Source organism: Kangiella sediminilitoris, from assembly GCF_001708405.1.
Lineage (GTDB): Bacteria > Pseudomonadota > Gammaproteobacteria > Enterobacterales > Kangiellaceae > Kangiella > Kangiella sediminilitoris.
The window spans coordinates 1,458,882-1,475,792 of sequence record NZ_CP012418.1 but is presented as its reverse complement, the minus strand read 5'-3'; the positions used below and the strand labels follow the sequence as shown (position 1 = coordinate 1,475,792).

The following is a 16,911-nucleotide window of genomic DNA, read 5'->3' as shown; positions in this document are numbered from 1 at the left end:
TAGAGTCTGTTCTTATATAATTCGCCTAAATCCTGCGAAGGGTGGAACTCATGAGTAACCTAAATACAGAAAAAGTACTATCAGTAAAACACTGGAATGATACCTTATTCAGCTTCCAGACAACACGTGATCAAAGTCTACGCTTTAGAAACGGCGAGTTTATTATGATTGGCTTGCCGCTTGAAGGTGGCAAGAAAGTAATGCGTGCTTATAGTATAGCGAGCCCTAATTACGAAGAACAACTGGAGTTTTTCAGTATTAAGGTTCCCGATGGAGCTCTGACGTCTCGTTTGCAGCATTTAAAGCCAGGCGATGAAATCATGGTCAGCAAAAAGCCCACAGGAACGCTGGTAGTCGACGATGTTAAGTCAGGACGAAACTTATATCTACTCGCTACAGGTACTGGCCTCGCTCCCTTCATGAGTATTATCCAGTGCCCTGAAACTTACGAAAAGTTTGACAAAATTATCTTGTGCCATGGAGTTCGTTACGTCAGTGAACTGTGCTATCAGGAAAAGATTATGCAGGAGCTTCCACAGCATGAGTACCTCGGGGATATCATCAAAGAAAAGCTTCTTTATTACCCAACAGTTACACGCGAGCCTTATCAAAATCAAGGGCGCCTCACTCACGCCTTGCAAGAGGGACAAATTGAGTCAACATTAGATCTGGATAAGATGGACCCAAAGTTTGACCGTGCGATGATTTGCGGAAGCCCGGGAATGTTAGAAGATTTATCTAATATGCTAGATTCCAAAGGGTTTGAAATTAGCCCCAAAATGGGTATTCAGGGTGACTATGTGATTGAACGGGCTTTTGTCGAATAGTTATAAAAAATCTGCCATATAACTTTATGGCATAAATTTATAGTTGTTAATTTGTAGAGAGTAGACGTCTATACACCAATAATAGCATCATTGTTAATAATTGATGCATAGACGTGACAGCCAAAGAACAAAAGCCTAACTGGTTAGCCAGTAAACTCATCGGTGATGAGTTAGTTGATAAAATCAAATCTCTTAATCCTCAGGAGTTGTGCTGGTTAAGCGGCTACTGTGCTGGGTTACTAGAAAATCAAGCTCCGGACGCTTACCTGTCAGATTCGACGACTGTTTCTATAACCACAGCAGAACCGATACAACCTGTACTAGTGCTTTATGCATCGCAAACCGGAAACGCACAATCCATTGCAGAAAGTTTGTTTGAGGCTTTGCTTCAAAAGGGCATAGATGCGGTTCTTAAGTCCACTCTGGATATAAAACTCAAAGATCTAAAAAACTATTCAGCTATCCTATTGACGGCTTCCACTCACGGGGAAGGTGAGCCACCTGATGATGCTATTGAATTACACGAAGCCATTTTCAGCAAAAAGAGAGCAAAGCTTGAAGGCATTCGCCATGCAGTTTTAGGGCTTGGTGACTCCAGTTATGAATTTTTCTGTCAAACGGCTAAGGATTTTAATACGGCCTTAAGTGACGGGGGATCTTCTGTATTGCTTGAACCGGTTCTGTGTGATGTTGACTACGAAGAGCAGGCGGAGCTATGGATTGCTCAAGTAGTCAGTTCTATCCAGGAACATGTTACTGCTAATAATAATTCAACCTTTACTGCTGTAAGTGATTCTGGAATACAGCAAGAATCATCGGTTACTTCCTACGATAAAAATAATCCTTACCTGGCTACAGTAGAAACCATTCAACGTATCACTGGGACTGGCTCGCCGAAAGAAACTTACCACGTGGAAATTGATATCGAAGAGTCGGGAATCCAGTATCAACCCGGGGACTCAGTGGGGATTATTGCCCATAACAAAGACTCTCTAGTCGATGAAATCATAAAAATTTTACAGTTTGACCCGAACGAGACAGTCTTGTTCAGACAGCAAAACTTTCCGCTGAGAACCGTTTTAAAAGAAAAGGCAGAGCTGACTTTAATCAATAAGGGTAGCTTGCAAAGCATGCTTGAATTAGCGCCGAGTAATGAGCTGCAGGATATTATAGAGAGTGGCTTTTCGGACTTTATTGAGCAACATCAGTTTATTGATGTGGTAAAAATCGCCAAGCCAAACCTCACAGCTCAGCAATTGGTAGATTTATTAAAACCTATTAAACCTAGGTTGTATTCTATTTCTTCCAGCCAGGAAGAAACAGCGTATGAGGTGCACCTGACACTCAACCATGTTTCAGTAACAAATAGTTTTGGGACACGCTATGGACTGGCCAGTCATTACCTGACTCAGAATCTCGGTGAGGGCGATGAGGTGGGTATCTTTATCGAGAAGAATCCAAAATTTAAGCTTCCTGAATCTGATGCTCCGATTATTATGGTAGGTCCCGGAACTGGCATTGCTCCATTCAGAGCATTTCTCCAACATCGTGAAACGACAGAGAACTCTGGCGAAAACTGGTTGTTCTTTGGCAACCCGCACTTTAATACAGATTTTCTTTATCAGGTTGAAATACAAAACTTTCTTAAGTCTGGAGTTTTGACAAAAGTTTCCTTGGCCTTCTCCCGAGATAGCGAAGAAAAGGTATACGTACAGCATAAGCTGCTGGAGCAGGGGACTGAGGTTTGGCAGTGGCTTGAGAGTGGCGCGTACTTTTATGTCTGTGGTGATATGCACCGCATGGCCAAAGACGTTGAGGAAGCGCTGCTACAGATAGCTCAGGAGCAGGGTGGCCTTAATGAAGATGGAGCCAGGCAATACTTAAAGCAGTTAAAACTGGACAATCGTTACCAGAGAGATATTTATTAATGAGTAAAGTAAAGCCAACAGAATATGATCCGAAGCATCACTCTGATGTTGAAACGATAAAGGTTAACAGTAATTATCTGCGAGGCACTTTAGAGGAGAGTTTGCAGGGGGAAGTTACGGGTGCGGTAGCCGATGATGATCAGATGATTATTAAATTCCATGGTTCCTACCAGCAGGATGACCGAGACCTACGAAATGAACGCCGCAAACAAAAGTTAGAACCTTTGTATTCGTTTATGATAAGGGCTCGTCTACCGGGTGGAGTGGCAACGTCAGAACAATATAAAGTGCTGGCAGATATTGCTCAGAAATATGGCGGTAGCAGTCTTCGTTTAACGACCCGACAAACGTACCAATGGCACGGAGTGTTTAAACGTGACCTGAAAAAAACGATCGCGGGGATTAATACGGCTTTAGTTGATTCGATAGCTGCCTGTGGAGATGTAAACCGCAATGTTATGGCAAATCCTCTGTATGAAACGTCACAACTTCATCAGGAGGTTTATGAATGGTCGAAAAAGATCAGTGAGCACTTGTTACCTAACACTAATGCTTATCATGAGATCTGGCTGGGTGGTGAGAAGGTAGAAACCACAGAAGAACCCATTTATGGCAAAACCTATCTACCAAGAAAATTTAAAATTGCCATTGCCGTTCCACCTTATAATGACGTTGATGTATATGCTAACGATATTGGCCTGGTTGCAATTGAAGAAGGTGGCAAGTTAGTTGGTTTTAATATATTGGCCGGCGGCGGTATGGGAAGTTCTCATGGCGATGCCGAGACATATCCTCGAGCGGCCAGTGTTCTAGGCTTTTGTCAGCCAGAAGATACCTTGGCAGCGGTCGAAGCAATTTTAAAAGTACAGCGCGACTATGGTAATCGAGAAGTCCGGAAACTTGCTCGGTTAAAGTACACCATTGATCGTTTAACTGTCGATGTTTTTAAAGAAGTTTTAGCCGACTATCTGGGGTGGACTCTGGATCAAGCAAAGCCATTTGAATTTAAACATAATGGTGACCGTTACGGCTGGATACAGACAGATGATGGTAACTGGCACCTCACATTATATATCCATAGTGGACGCATCAAGGATTCTGAGCAATCTAAAATCTTTAGCGGTTTATTGGCTATCGCAAATGTTCATGATGGAGAGTTTCGTTGCTCACCCAACCAGAATCTTATTATCAGTAATGTGAGAGAGGAAAATAAAGCCACTATCGAGAGTTTGCTCAGAGAATACAGGATCAGCACAGGTGAAACAGAAACGCCTACACGTTTAAATTCACTGGCATGTGTGGCTTTCCCTACATGTGCTCTAGCCATGGCTGAAGCTGAACGCTACTTGCCAACATTAACTGGTAAAATTGAAGAACAGCTTGATCAGCATGGCATTTCTGATGTTCCCATTAATATTCGCATGACGGGTTGTCCCAATGGTTGTGCACGCCCCTACCTGGGTGAGATTGGTTTTGTTGGAAAAGCACCGGGGAAATATAACCTATACCTTGGTGCAAGCCATCAGGGCGATCGTGTCAATAAGCTCTATCGTGAAAATATTAATGAAGCTCAAATTTTAGAAGAATTATCTCCACTCTTTGAGCGCTTTGCCGCAAACCGAAATGACGGAGAATTTTTTGGTGATTTTGTGATACGCGAAGGCTATGTTGATGCCGTTTACAACGGTGAAGACTTTCATCGTTAAAGTAAGGTACTGAGGTTAACATGAGTTTAGCAAGCCAATCATGGTTAGAGCAGGTAAATGAAAAATTAGAGAGTGTCTCAGCTCAGGAGCGTGCTGAGTTTGCCCTTGAGAATCTGCCACACAATTTAGCTCTGGCTTCAAGCTTTGGGGCACAGTCAGCGGTCAGTTTGCATCTGTTGACACAACTCAAACCTGATATTCCAGTAATATTAGTCGATACGGGCTATTTATTTCCTGAGACCTATCAGTTTGTTGATCAATTAACCAAACGTTTAAATCTTAACTTAAAAGTTTATCGCAGTGAGCTAAGCACCGCATGGCAGGAAGCTCGTTATGGTAAGCAATGGCAAAATGGTAAGAAGGGCATACAGTCTTACAATAACCGAAATAAAGTTGAGCCGATGGACAGGGCGCTTGAAGAGTTGCATATCGCAACCTGGTTTTCTGGATTGAGACGACAGCAAGCATCGTCTCGAGAAACTTTGCCGGTCGTTCAATCTTTTAAAGGGCGTTTTAAAGTTCACCCAATCATTGACTGGGGCAATAAGACGATTCATGAGTATTTAAAACGCCATGATTTACCTTATCATCCTCTATGGCACAAGGGATATGTGTCTATCGGTGATATCCATAGTACCAAGCCGCTCAGTGCTGACATGTCAGAGGAAGAAACTCGATTTGGTGGTGTTGTAAGAGAATGTGGGCTTCATCTAGATACTTTGTCTGGATTATAAGAAGCTGTTGAATGAGTATAAAAAAGGCAGCGTTATAGCTACCTGTTCTTATATAACTGGGATTTTAAATGTGCCACATTTGGTGCATCGGTAATGGTTTATCCTCTGCTTTATCGGATTCATGCTCATGCATTAGTTGTAATGAAGAGGTGTAGTCCTGATGTATATAGTGACTTAACTGTTCACTTGATATATGAGGTGCAAAATCATTGATAAAATCCTTCATATATTTTTTAAGGAATATATTTTTGTTAAATGCCAACCAGGTTGTGCAGCGAGGTAAAATATCCTTTGTTGAATATCCCAGCAGGTCACGATCCTTCTGTGGTGAAAATGCCATACTTGCAACTATGCCAATTCCAAAGCCATTGCGTACATAGGTCTTAATAACATCCGCATCGCGAGCAGTGAATACAATATTCGGCTCCAGATTTTCTTTTTTAAAGGCATCGGTCAGACTTGATTGTTTTGCGTTTCCCATAAATGGATAAGTTACAATCGGGTACTTTGCTAAGTCTTCAAGCTGGATCTTTTTTAAATCTCCGAGAGGGTGATCATGAGGGAACAGAACTGTCCGATCCCATTGGAAACAAGGAATTTTTACAATATTTGCTCCCAAGTCGATATTGCCTGAAGCAATGGCAAAGTCTACCTCTTGTTTCTGCAGCTGACTGAGAATCTGCTCCGAGGTACCCTGTTGTAAATCTATAGTCAGATTAGGGTAGCGGCCATGGAAGCTACTGAACACCTTAGGTAAGACATACTGAGCCTGGGTTTGGGTCGTGGCAATTGAAAATCTTCCCGAGTCGCTGTCATTAATCAGGTTGGTAATATTTTTAATGTGGTTTATTTCATGAAGAACCTTACGAGCACGACTGATAACTTCCTCACCCAATTCTGTGATACCTGCCAGCTGTTTGCCGTTTCTCTCAAATATTTTAGTCTCTAGTTCACTTTCTAATAACCTTAGCTGCTTACTTATACCGGGTTGTGATGTATATAGTTTTTCAGCCGCTTTTGTAATGCTCAGATTATTATCAGCAATGGCTACTAGATAGTTCAATTGCTGTAATTTCATAATTTTTGCTTCTAAGAACCGTATAGTCAGGCGATAGTATACGTATAGACGTCTAAATGCAAGTTGTATATTCCTATTGGTTATATGTGATTGTCCAAAGATTATTTATGAAAATTAGCTGTGAATGTTTAGATATAGTCATCTAAATGAATGACAAAAACAGGTAATACGTGGAGTATTTTCCAATTACAGTAAAACTTCAAGAGCAGCCCTGCCTGATTGTAGGAGGGGGTGAAATTGCCTGTAGGAAACTGAAAAGCTTATTAAAAGCTGACGCCAAAGTCAGCCTGGTGGCGCTTGAATTTTCTGAAGAAGTCTTGGCATTGGCTAAACAGCGTGGCTTGAAGTTGTATCAAGAACCTTTCAGGGAGTACCTACTTGATGACGCTTATCTTGCTGTGGCCGCCACAGATATCAAAGAACTGAATCAACAGGTCAGTGTAGCTGCCCGGTCTCGAAATATATGGGTTAATGTGGTTGATGACCTAGAGCTAAGTACTTTTATTATGCCTGCTATTATCGATCGTTCGCCTTTATTGGTTGCTGTATCAACTGGCGGTGTATCACCTGTTTTGGCCCGAAAAATACGTGAAACCATTGAATGGTTATTCCCAAAAAATTTAGGTGGTCTTCTCCGTAGGCTAAAGCAGTTTCGACCTTTGGTAAAAAAAAAGTTTCCGAGTTTAAAAAATAAACGAGATTTCTCGGAGTGGTACATTGAGAATGCGATTGAAAATAATGACGTTCTGAGTCAAGGCTTTTCTGATGTTGTTAGCATGTATGAACGGCAGGCAGAGCCTGTCGGGAAAGTATATTTAGTCGGAGCAGGGCCTGGTGATGCTGAGCTTCTAACGGTGAAAGCCTTAAAAGTCTTACAGAAGGCCGATATTGTTTTACATGATGCTCTGGTTTCAGATGACATTTTAGAGCAGGTAAGACGCGATGCGACATTGGTTAACGTTGGCAAACGTGCCAAGAAACATAGTGTAGTACAGACAGAAACTAACCGCCTACTAGTACACTATGCAAATCAGGGGTTGACTGTCGTTCGTTTAAAAGGTGGCGACCCCTTTATTTATGGTCGTGGCGGAGAAGAGTTGCTGCAGCTGGTTCAGGCCGGAGTTAATTATGAGGTTATACCCGGCATAACAGCAGCTTCGGGTTGCTCAAGTTATGCTGGTATTCCTTTGACTCACCGTGAATACTCACAGACGGTTATGTTTATAACAGCACACTGCAAGAACTCTGAAGATAGCTTAAATTGGCAGAGTTTAGCTAGAGAACAACAAACGGTTGTTGTATATATGGGACTATTAAGAAATGAAACTTTGTCAGAGCAGTTAATTAAGCATGGACGAAACGCATCGACCCCAATCGCTCTGATTGAAAATGGAACTTTGCCTCAGCAAAGAGTCATAACCGGTGTATTAAAGGATCTACCGTTACTAGTTAGGCAGCACGATATAGTTTCTCCTTCTCTGATCGTTATTGGTGAGGTTGCCGTGCTGGCGAATGACCTGGGCTGGTTTGAAAAAAGCCAGTTAATTACGTCGAATTCACATTTTAATGATACCTGCCCAAGTGGTCAGTATCACGATATTAAAGAGGCTATATAACGATGAGCAAAATTTACAATTCAATTCTGGATACAATAGGAAATACACCTATTGTAAAAATTAATCGCTTAGGTCCTAAGCACGTTAATATGTTTGTGAAGGCTGAGTATTTTAATCCCTTGGCATCGGTTAAAGATCGGTTAGCTTTTGCGATTATCAATGATGCGGAGAAAAAAGGATTATTAACGCCCGGGCAAACTGTTGTTGAGGCTACTTCAGGAAATACTGGTATTGCTTTGGCTATGGTCTGTGCCGCCAAAGGATATCCTTTTGTAGCTGTGATGACAGAAACATTTTCTGTTGAGCGCCGAAAAATTATGCGAGCACTAGGAGCAAAAGTTGTTCTTACACCAGCTGCAGAGCGCGGTACTGGTATGGTTAAAGTTGCTGAGCAACTAGCAGATAAAAATGGTTGGTTTTTAGCTCGCCAATTTGAAAATGAGGCAAACCCTGCCTATCACCGCAACTCAACCGCACCAGAAATACTAAGAGCTTTTGCTAACGATGATCTTGACTATTTTGTCAGTGGCTATGGTACAGGCGGTACTATTACCGGTGTGGGTGAAGTGCTTAAAGTCGCTCGTCCGGACATCAAAATTATTGCTACTGAACCAAAGGTTGCAGCTCTACTGAAAGGACAGGAATGGCAGCCACATAAGATTCAGGGCTGGACACCTGACTTTATAGCCGATGTGATGAATACTGAAATCTACGATGATGTTGTGCTTATTGATGATGTGTTGGCTCGGGACACTGCTCTGGAACTGGCTCGAAACGAGGGTATATTTTGTGGTATTTCGGCTGGTGCGACGTTCGCTGCTGCACTGGAGGTAGCTAAGGATGCCCCTGAAGGATCGAATATCTTGGCAATGTTGCCGGATACGGGTGAGCGCTATATGAGCACTTTCTTGTTTGAAGATATTGATGAAGGTTCGGATGACGATGTGTTAGCTACTTTAAATAAGTAGCGCTTCATGGCGTAAAAGAGCCCGTCCTTGGCGGGCTTTTTTGTATAACTTCAAGTTTGATGTTTTGCCTTAAACAAGGGCATAATCTATTCTTGGATGATAAATACGAACTTATTGTGTCTAAACGATATAGCGTATCCGTTTTTGCTGCTGAAAACCTACTCGGTACTACCGCGGTAGTTTATGTTCTTACCGAACCACTGGAAGTAAGGCAAATGCAAGCCCTTGCCCAGGAGGAGCGTGCACCTGCCACTTGTTTCTTACAGCTCAATGATAACAATTCAATTAATGTAAGGTTTTTTAATACTTCCCATGAAATTCTGCTCTGTGGTCACGGACTTTTAGCCTGTGCAAGAGTTTTGACAGATTATGGATTCCACTCTATGACCATAAAAACAGTCAGTGATAAGGTTCAGGTTGAAGTACAGTCTGATAGTTCCGTTTGGGTTAAGTTCTCAGAGCTTGTTGCTGAACCTGACTTAGCTCCTGACTGGATAGCAACTTGTTTAAGTGTACCCCCTGCTGATGTCAGTAGAGCTGGACCCAGTAATGGTTATTGGGTAATGGAGTGGCCCGCGGATTTTGACTTGTCATCCTTGGTGATTAACTCAGATGTGTTAAAAAGCTCTACTCAGAGAGCCCTTATCGCCACTCAAAAAAGTAACAGAAATAAACTTGATTACTGCTTTAGATACTTTGCTCCACAACACGGTGTTACTGAAGATAAAGCAACGGGTTCTGCCAATAGAGTGTTAACTTCATATTGGTCAAAAAAACTAGGCAAACCTGAAGTCAACGCGCTTCAATTATCTCCCGGAGGAGCTTTTCTTAAGGGACGATTTGAACATGGAGCCGTCTGGATTTCTGGTAATGTTTTTATTGATGGGTAAGATAGGTTTTCAAGATACTGGCTTTCGAGGATTATATGCTGGAAGAGATTGAGTCTAATGCAAGTCTCCTAAATCATGAAGCTCGTTTTATAAGAGTGCGCGAGTTAACAGAGGTTTTGTGTGAAAATCTTGCCGTAGAGGACTACGGGCTGCAGGCCGTTGCAGAAACTAGTCCGGCAAAATGGCACTTAGCTCATACAAGCTGGTTTTTTGAAACCTTTATCTTGTGCAAGTATGCCGCTGACTATAAGGCTTACGATTCACAGTTTGAGTTCCTCTTTAACTCCTATTACAACGCAGTGGGAGAGCAGTATCCAAGAGCCAAAAGGCACCTATTATCACGGCCGACAGTCGAAGAGGTTTTTGAATATAGAAAGCTTGTTACAGATAGCATTAGTCAGCTGTTAAACTCGGCCACTGAAGACCTGCTCAAAAAGGTTATTCCTCTAGTAGAGCTCGGAATTCATCATGAACAGCAACATCAGGAGCTTTTGTTAACGGATTTAAAATACAACCTTTTTCAAAACCCAATGTTTCCAGCTTATTGTGCCACACGATCGGAAGCACATTTTGATGGTATTAGCAGCAGTCCTGCACAATGGAGTCAATTTGATTCTGGTCTCGTTACTATTGGAGTCAATAATTTAGCAGGGTCATCGACCTTCTCTTTTGATAACGAATGTCCTAAACACCAGGTTTACTTAAACTCTTATGAGCTGAGTAATCGTCTTGTAACTAATGGTGAATATATTGAGTTTATAGAAAGCGGGGGGTATCAGCAGCCAAAGCTTTGGCTTAGTGACGGTTGGGATGCCAGGAAGAAAAATGGCTGGGCCGCTCCTTTATACTGGTTTAAAAGAGAAGGCCGTTGGTATCACTATACTTTGCTTGGCATTAAGCCTGTCAACTTATCAAGTCCCCTCTGTCATATAAGCTACTATGAAGCCGATGCATATGCGACTTGGAAATCGTCGAGGCTTCCGACCGAAGAGGAGTGGGAGCATGCTGCGCTACAAGTCTCAGGTAGTGGTAACTTTTTACACACAGAGCATCTTGAGCCGATTCCTGTTCATAGTGAGATTGGCATTCAACAGTTGTTTGGTGATGTATGGGAGTGGACCCAAAGCAGTTACAGGCCGTATCCTGGCTTTAAACCACTAGAAGGGGCAGTTGGTGAGTACAACGGTAAGTTTATGGCAAATCAGTTTGTGTTGAGAGGCGGTTCCTGTGTGACGTCACAGGATCATATTCGTGCTACCTACCGTAATTTTTTCTACCCTGATGCCCGGTGGCAGTTTTCAGGTTTCCGTTTAGCCAGAGATCTATAGGAGTTTTTGTGAATACAGCGCAACAAGTTGAAGAAGAACGGCAGGCCATCCTTGAGGGGTTGTTAGCAGAACAAAAGTTTATTAATCCTAAGTACTTTTATAATCACAAGGGCTCTAAGTTGTTCGAACAGATTACACAACTTGATGAGTATTACCCAACCAGGACAGAGCGTAAAATTTTACTGAGTAAGGCTGACGAGATTGCCAATTACATTAAGCGAAGTGCCTTAATTGTAGAGCCCGGCGCGGGAAGCTGTAAAAAAATAGAGTTTTTACTGGACGCACTGCATCCTGAGGTTTATGTCCCGCAGGATGTGTCTAAAGATTTTCTTGAACAATCCTCCAAACGACTTTCAAATGACTATCCCTGGCTTGAAGTTTTTCCTATCGCCAGTGATTTTTCACAACCCATTAACCTGCCTGAAAGATACCAGCATTATAAAAAGTATGCATTTTATCCCGGCTCAACTATTGGCAACTTTGAACCTGATGAAGCGCACATTTTTTTAAAGCAAATGAGACAGCTTGTTGGTAGCGAGGGTGGAATGATACTGGGTGTTGACCTACATAAAGATAATGACATTCTTCATGCTGCTTATAACGATAATAAGGGAGTTACCGCACAGTTTAACCTTAATACGTTGTCCCATATTAATGAAGTTCTTAATTCGGATTTTGATGTCAAAAAATTTGAACATCATGCATTGTATAATTCAACTCAGCAGCGGATTGAAATGTACCTTCGAAGCCAAGAGGATCAGAGTTATGAAGTACAAGGACAAAAAATAGTATTTGAAAAAGGTGAGTTGGTTCATACGGAACATTCATATAAATATACTCTTCAGGGAATTGCAAGCCTGGCCAAAGAGTCCGGGTTCTTTCTAGAAGAGAGTTGGCTTGATAATAATGAGCTGTTTAGCGTGAATTACTTAAGTGCCATTTGAAGACACTCAGGAATTATAGCGCTGATAGATTTGTTAAAAAATGATAAAAGCCTGAGCATGTCAGGCTTTTAACTGAGAGACGATTTTCGTTTAATGCTTACTATTATGAATAATGGCTCATTTTAAATGTAGATACTTATCGATATTGATCTTCCGACTTTTTGAGTTAGATTCTTTAACAGCTTCTAACATTGCATCCAGCCGCTCGCGTTTAAGCACTTGGCCATTGAGTATGACGGTATCAATAGTACGAGTGTTCTCAATATCCACTAGAGGGTTCTTGTTGAGTATAACCAGATCCGCACGTCGGCCAACTTCAATAATTCCCGCATTACTGTTCATTAATTCGGCGGGAGCGGCTGTTGCAGAAAGGATTGCTTGTGTCGTGTTCATGCCTGCTTTGTTAAGAGATTCTAGTTCATCGTGTATAGAAAACCCTGGTACCACTAGGTTAGCTCCTGAGTCAGTACCAGCCACTATATTAACGCCACGACGAACCATGGCTTTTAACAGAATATGGTGTGCTTTTTCTCGAGCCTTCCAGAACATATCATTCTGAATGTAGATATCCTCCGAGGGATCACTTACTGCCTCGAACTGATTATAGCCGGGTAACCAACCCACTTTAAACTCCTCAGAATCTTTGGTTCCCTCAACAATACCGGGGTTAGCGTACTCGATAGGTACTCCCATTAGGGCCTCATCAAGATTACTGAACTGGTCGTGGATACTCTCCATAAACCAAAGTACGGAATTTACCGTGATGTCATTTGCCAAAAGGTCATCAATAATTTCATCGCTTCGTGACTCTACATGTGCATAAAAAGCCTCGCTTCCTTGCTCGTTGATGGAGCCAAATTCTCGAATCAGTACACGAACAATTTCTTCAAGATGAGCAATTTCCTTTTGTTTTGTTACAGCAAGCTCTGATAGTTCTAAAGTCAATGGCAGGTGGCCAGTTGTTGGTATACCTATCTCGTCAGCTAACTGGTTAACAGCATGGTAGCTTGGCATATCGAGATGATAGGTTTTAATCGCATCGTATCCTTGCTCTGCGAATTCTTTAACCAGTTCCTTTGCATGTTCGACACTATTTGTATTTTTATGGAACGTAATGATTTCCCAAAAAGCGCCTTCCAGGAATCCCAGCGAGTCAATAGGTGGTGATGTTACAAACATACGTGGTCCGATACGACCCTGCTTTATTTCCTCACGCAACTTCAGACGTTCTGGCGGGCCACCCAGGTCACGTATATGGGTGACTCCATTAGCTACATATAGTAGTAGGTCATTGGGGCTTTTCAATATATGAGCGTGTGAATCCACCAGCCCGGGTATTATATATTTTCCACTACCATTAATTACTGTTGCATTAGGTGGAATCATGCCGTCTAACGTAACAGAGATAATTTCCCCACCGTCGACCACTACCGTGCGGTTAGGCAGCATCTCTTGACCATCTGGTGAAAGTACGCTGACGTCTGTAATAGCCGTCAGCTCAACGGGAGTAGCAAAAGCAGTGTGGTCGACAACCTCTGTGTGGGCGCCATAAATAAAGTTTACGCCGTTTATAAACCAAATAAGGTATGCCGATATAAGAATTAAAATGCAAATAAAGGTACCAGCTAGCCATTTCGAAAGTGTTTTAATCATTAGTAGACTCCATCAGTTATTGATGGCTTCATTTCAACACCTGACAGGGTTAGCCGCGTCCAGGTTTATAAGATTAGACGTCCAATATTGTATTTTTGTACCAAACATAGAACCAAACGGGCTTTAAAACCATTTATACTATTGCTGTCTATATTGGCTTGGTGTTAACCCGGTGAGTTTTTTAAAAGTGGCATTGAAGCTACTTTTAGATGAAAATCCTGCCTCAAGTGCCATATCAATGAGTTTGCGCTTGCTATTTTTGTCAAGCTGCTGACAAACTTCATCCACCCGGTATTCATTAATAAACTGATTGAAATTTTTACCACCGAACTGGTTTAAGGTCTCTGATAGTTGATGAATGCTAACGCCAATTTGGTCTGCAAGCGTTGCCAGGGTGAGTTCGCTATCCCGATAAAGTGCCTTCTCTTTTACTTGCTTTTGAACCAAATGCAAAATACTTGAGCGTGTATCTTGATCTAATACACCGCGAGATTCCTGTTTATCTCCTGAGGGGGTGGAATGCTCCAATTGAGCTGAAAGTTGCCGTATTTGAAATAGTTTGGGGTTGCGCCATTGAGCAATGGCCACAAAGTAAACTAAAACCACCAATAAGAAGTCGGCTAGAACAGTGACGGTTGGTGATTCGATTATAAAGTAAGATAGTATTTTCAGAAGCCAAATTGAAGCCATAAACCCAATCAGACTCCATAACCATTTAAAAATATCAGGGTTATAAGATGATAGTGTTTGTTTCGCTTTAGACTGGTATCGACGGACCATTTCAATGAGCAAAACCAGGTAAACCACCGCCTGGCCGTAAAAAACTATTTTTGTCAGAGTGTGTTTAAGCAGAGTTGTCTCTGGCATTCTTACAAAGCTTAATGCCTTCTCTGGGGCAAAGAGAATGTCATAGTTAAGCAGGTAACATACAGCCAAAGGGAGTAGATGGAGAATATCGATTGGCTTTAAAGAAGAACCTGTGATAGCTGTACGGCAGTACAAATAGGTAAGACCGTTATAGCAGGCGGGCAAGAATACTAAAAAACCAATTAGCCAGGAAAAATGACTTTTCCCGGCAGCGACTATAAGGGGCAGCACAAAGGTAGTCGCTATAAACAGACATAGTATCCCCAGTAACCTGCTGGCATAGTTGACCCGCTTATCACTCACAAGAAGCAAGAATAATAGAAAGCCCTGAAATGCTCCGATAGCAAGTATTACTGTCTGTGTTTGCGACATGTCTGTTTTTTTGTTTTGACTCAGAAATAAGTGAGCTTAAGTCTATCTTTTACAAGTCTTAATGTCGATTTGTATTCGTCCTTTTGAATGCAGGTATTTGCTAGAAAGAGGGGGCTGGATACAATAAAGCCTGCTCAATGGCAGGCTTTTATAATTTGGCGGTGAAGGAGGGATTACTGCGTGCTTCGCACTAGCCCTGCGGGTCATCGTCGTATTAAAAATACTCCGGTGTTGTCTCGCAGCTAAAGCTACTCGGCTCGAACCCCTAGGCTTCTCATCCGCTCCTTCAGATAAAAAAACCTGCTCAATGGCAGGCTTTTATAATTTGGCGGTGAAGGAGGGATTCGAACCCTCGATACGCTACTAACGTATACACACTTTCCAGGCGTGCGCCTTCAGCCACTCGGCCACTTCACCGTTAACTCTCAGGCCGCGTAAGATAGCTGAAAGTATTGTTTAAGGCAAGTCTGAATTGCAGCTAGTCGGACTGAAGGTATGATTTATGAGGTGAGACAAGAAGTTGTTTCATCGCTTCTCGGCCCAGCAGCATCTTATACCGCATTTTTTTTCGGTCAGCGAGAGTAATGTCTATATCCCAGGTTTTGTCGCCAATGGTTATGGGACTTCTTATGACATAGCGAAGCTGCGTCTGTCCATTTGAGCTGGTGATTTTTCGATAATCAATGACTTCGGCTTCACAGTTGACGATGTGTTTAGGGTGGCGTCTGTCAGGACAGGTTTTGAACTTTACAAAAGTCTGCCCATTGTTGTCGAAGGACTCTATATCAAAGGCATGCAGACTTGAGGTCTTGGCTCCAGTATCAACTTTAACCTTTATAGCCTCTATATTTAGTTCGGTTAACTTGGCTTCTTCTTTCCAGCCCACTGTCATCTTGCTCATAGAAATAACCTTTTAACCTTTTCCTTTAGGCTTGTTGGGGCCTTTCAAAGAGTCTTTTTCGATGTACTTGATGATGGCTCCAGCCACATCCTTTCCTGTAGCTGTCTCAATCCCTTCAAGTCCAGGTGAAGAGTTGACCTCAATAACCAAAGGACCATGTGCAGATCGTAATAAATCCACGCCTGCGACATCCAGGCCCATAACTTTCGCAGCTCGGACCGCTAATGCGCGCTCTTCGGGCTTTAGCTTAATAACTTCTGCGCTGCCACCGCGGTGCAGGTTTGAGCGAAACTCACCTTCTTTTGCACTTCGCTGCATGGCTGCTATCACTCTTTCTCCAACGACAAAGCAACGTATATCTGAGCCGCCGGACTCTTTTATGAACTCTTGAACCAGAAAGTCAGCATTTAAACTTCTGAATGCATTGATCAAGCTTTCTGCGGCTTTGTTGGTTTCAGCTAGCACAACTCCATTGCCATGAGTACTTTCAATTACCTTAACTATTAGAGGTGCTCCTCCTACCGACTGGATAAGCTCATCTGTGGCATCTACCGAGTGCGCATAGCTGGTAATAGGCATTCCGACCCCTTTGCGCGCCAGGAGCTGGTGCGCTCGTAACTTATCTCTAGAGCGTGTAATGGCTATGGATTCATTGACAGAATAAACACCTCCTACCTCAAACTGCCTCAGTACGGCAGTACCATAACCGGTAATCGAAGCACCGATACGAGGAATAACCGCGTCAAAATTTAACTGAGTTACATCCCCTTTGACTTTACTGTGAACAGTAGGTCGATTAGAGGTGATGTTCATGAAGCACTTGAGAACATCAATTACCTGCGGGTCGTGACCACGTTCCTTGGCTGCTTCTATGAGTCTTCGAGTTGAGTAAAGTTTAGCGTTACGTGAAAGAATACCGATTTTCATGAAAATCCTAAGAGTCAGTATGAATGATAAATAGCTAGGCTTAATATAACACACAGATATTTAAACTATATAACAAATAATGATGTTGCAAGCCTGCTCAGTGTTTCAAAGTTTCAATCATAAAGTCTGAGTATGAAATGTATGGCAAGCAAATATTAGAAATTACAAAGCC

14 protein-coding genes, 1 tRNA gene and 1 other RNA gene are annotated in these 16,911 nt (G+C 42.3%); 9 read left to right on the top strand and 7 right to left on the bottom strand.

The window, feature by feature from the left end:
• Window positions 1-50 precede the first annotated feature (50 nt).
• The 4 genes from KS2013_RS06775 (at window position 51) to KS2013_RS06760 (ending at window position 5,195) form a co-directional block, all read left to right on the top strand.
• Window positions 51-827 carry a ferredoxin--NADP reductase gene (locus KS2013_RS06775; protein ID WP_068991561.1) on the top strand — a complete coding sequence of 259 codons (777 nt, stop codon included), beginning with the start codon at window positions 51-53 and terminating at the stop codon, window positions 825-827.
• A gap of 113 nt (window positions 828-940) precedes the next feature.
• Window positions 941-2,755: an assimilatory sulfite reductase (NADPH) flavoprotein subunit gene (locus KS2013_RS06770; protein ID WP_068991556.1), complete on the top strand. Its 1,815-nt coding sequence runs from the start codon at window positions 941-943 to the stop codon at window positions 2,753-2,755.
• Window positions 2,755-4,461 (top strand): assimilatory sulfite reductase (NADPH) hemoprotein subunit, encoded by a 1,707-nt coding sequence (gene cysI / locus KS2013_RS06765; RefSeq protein WP_068991553.1) that lies wholly within the window; start codon window positions 2,755-2,757, stop codon window positions 4,459-4,461. Before KS2013_RS06770 ends, cysI begins: the two co-directional genes overlap by 1 nt.
• Before the next feature lie 20 nt (window positions 4,462-4,481).
• A complete protein-coding gene (locus tag KS2013_RS06760; protein ID WP_068991548.1) occupies window positions 4,482-5,195 on the top strand; it encodes a phosphoadenylyl-sulfate reductase in 714 nt (237 codons plus the stop codon).
• 64 nt (window positions 5,196-5,259) lie between these two features.
• Here the strand turns inward: KS2013_RS06760 and KS2013_RS06755 are convergent, their stop codons facing one another.
• Window positions 5,260-6,273, bottom strand: a complete 1,014-nt coding sequence (locus KS2013_RS06755; protein ID WP_068991544.1) for a LysR substrate-binding domain-containing protein — start codon at window positions 6,271-6,273, stop codon at window positions 5,260-5,262.
• Window positions 6,274-6,443: 170 nt separating this feature from the next.
• Between KS2013_RS06755 and cysG the strand changes: the two genes are divergently transcribed.
• The 5 genes from cysG (at window position 6,444) to egtD (ending at window position 12,019) form a co-directional block, all read left to right on the top strand.
• Entirely contained in the window at window positions 6,444-7,889 is a 1,446-nt protein-coding gene (cysG, locus tag KS2013_RS06750; protein WP_068991540.1) for a siroheme synthase CysG, read from the top strand.
• A 2-nt stretch (window positions 7,890-7,891) separates the two neighbouring features.
• Window positions 7,892-8,857 carry a cysteine synthase A gene (cysK, locus tag KS2013_RS06745; RefSeq protein ID WP_068991536.1) on the top strand — a complete coding sequence of 322 codons (966 nt, stop codon included), beginning with the start codon at window positions 7,892-7,894 and terminating at the stop codon, window positions 8,855-8,857.
• Window positions 8,858-8,973: 116 nt separating this feature from the next.
• A complete protein-coding gene (locus KS2013_RS06740; RefSeq protein ID WP_169816860.1) occupies window positions 8,974-9,747 on the top strand; it encodes a PhzF family phenazine biosynthesis protein in 774 nt (257 codons plus the stop codon).
• Window positions 9,748-9,782: 35 nt separating this feature from the next.
• Window positions 9,783-11,075, top strand: a complete 1,293-nt coding sequence (egtB, locus tag KS2013_RS06735; RefSeq protein ID WP_068991526.1) for an ergothioneine biosynthesis protein EgtB — start codon at window positions 9,783-9,785, stop codon at window positions 11,073-11,075.
• 8 nt (window positions 11,076-11,083) lie between these two features.
• Window positions 11,084-12,019, top strand: a complete 936-nt coding sequence (gene egtD, locus KS2013_RS06730) for an L-histidine N(alpha)-methyltransferase (RefSeq protein WP_068991523.1) — start codon at window positions 11,084-11,086, stop codon at window positions 12,017-12,019.
• 117 nt (window positions 12,020-12,136) lie between these two features.
• Here the strand turns inward: egtD and KS2013_RS06725 are convergent, their stop codons facing one another.
• The 6 genes from KS2013_RS06725 to rimK all read right to left on the bottom strand — a co-directional run bounded on the left by KS2013_RS06725 (window position 12,137) and on the right by rimK (window position 16,739).
• Entirely contained in the window at window positions 12,137-13,672 is a 1,536-nt protein-coding gene (locus KS2013_RS06725) for an amidohydrolase family protein (protein ID WP_068991520.1), read from the bottom strand.
• Window positions 13,673-13,810: 138 nt separating this feature from the next.
• Window positions 13,811-14,911: an AraC family transcriptional regulator gene (locus KS2013_RS06720; protein ID WP_068991516.1), complete on the bottom strand. Its 1,101-nt coding sequence runs from the start codon at window positions 14,909-14,911 to the stop codon at window positions 13,811-13,813.
• Window positions 14,912-15,067: 156 nt separating this feature from the next.
• A non-coding RNA gene (locus KS2013_RS06715) (RtT sRNA) lies at window positions 15,068-15,210 on the bottom strand.
• 27 nt (window positions 15,211-15,237) lie between these two features.
• Window positions 15,238-15,328 (bottom strand) — tRNA-Ser (locus KS2013_RS06710).
• Window positions 15,329-15,389: 61 nt separating this feature from the next.
• Window positions 15,390-15,812, bottom strand: a complete 423-nt coding sequence (locus KS2013_RS06705; RefSeq protein ID WP_068991511.1) for an ATP-dependent zinc protease family protein — start codon at window positions 15,810-15,812, stop codon at window positions 15,390-15,392.
• Between the two features lie 12 nt (window positions 15,813-15,824).
• Window positions 15,825-16,739 carry a 30S ribosomal protein S6--L-glutamate ligase gene (gene rimK, locus KS2013_RS06700; protein WP_068991497.1) on the bottom strand — a complete coding sequence of 305 codons (915 nt, stop codon included), beginning with the start codon at window positions 16,737-16,739 and terminating at the stop codon, window positions 15,825-15,827.
• Window positions 16,740-16,911: the final 172 nt, after the last annotated feature.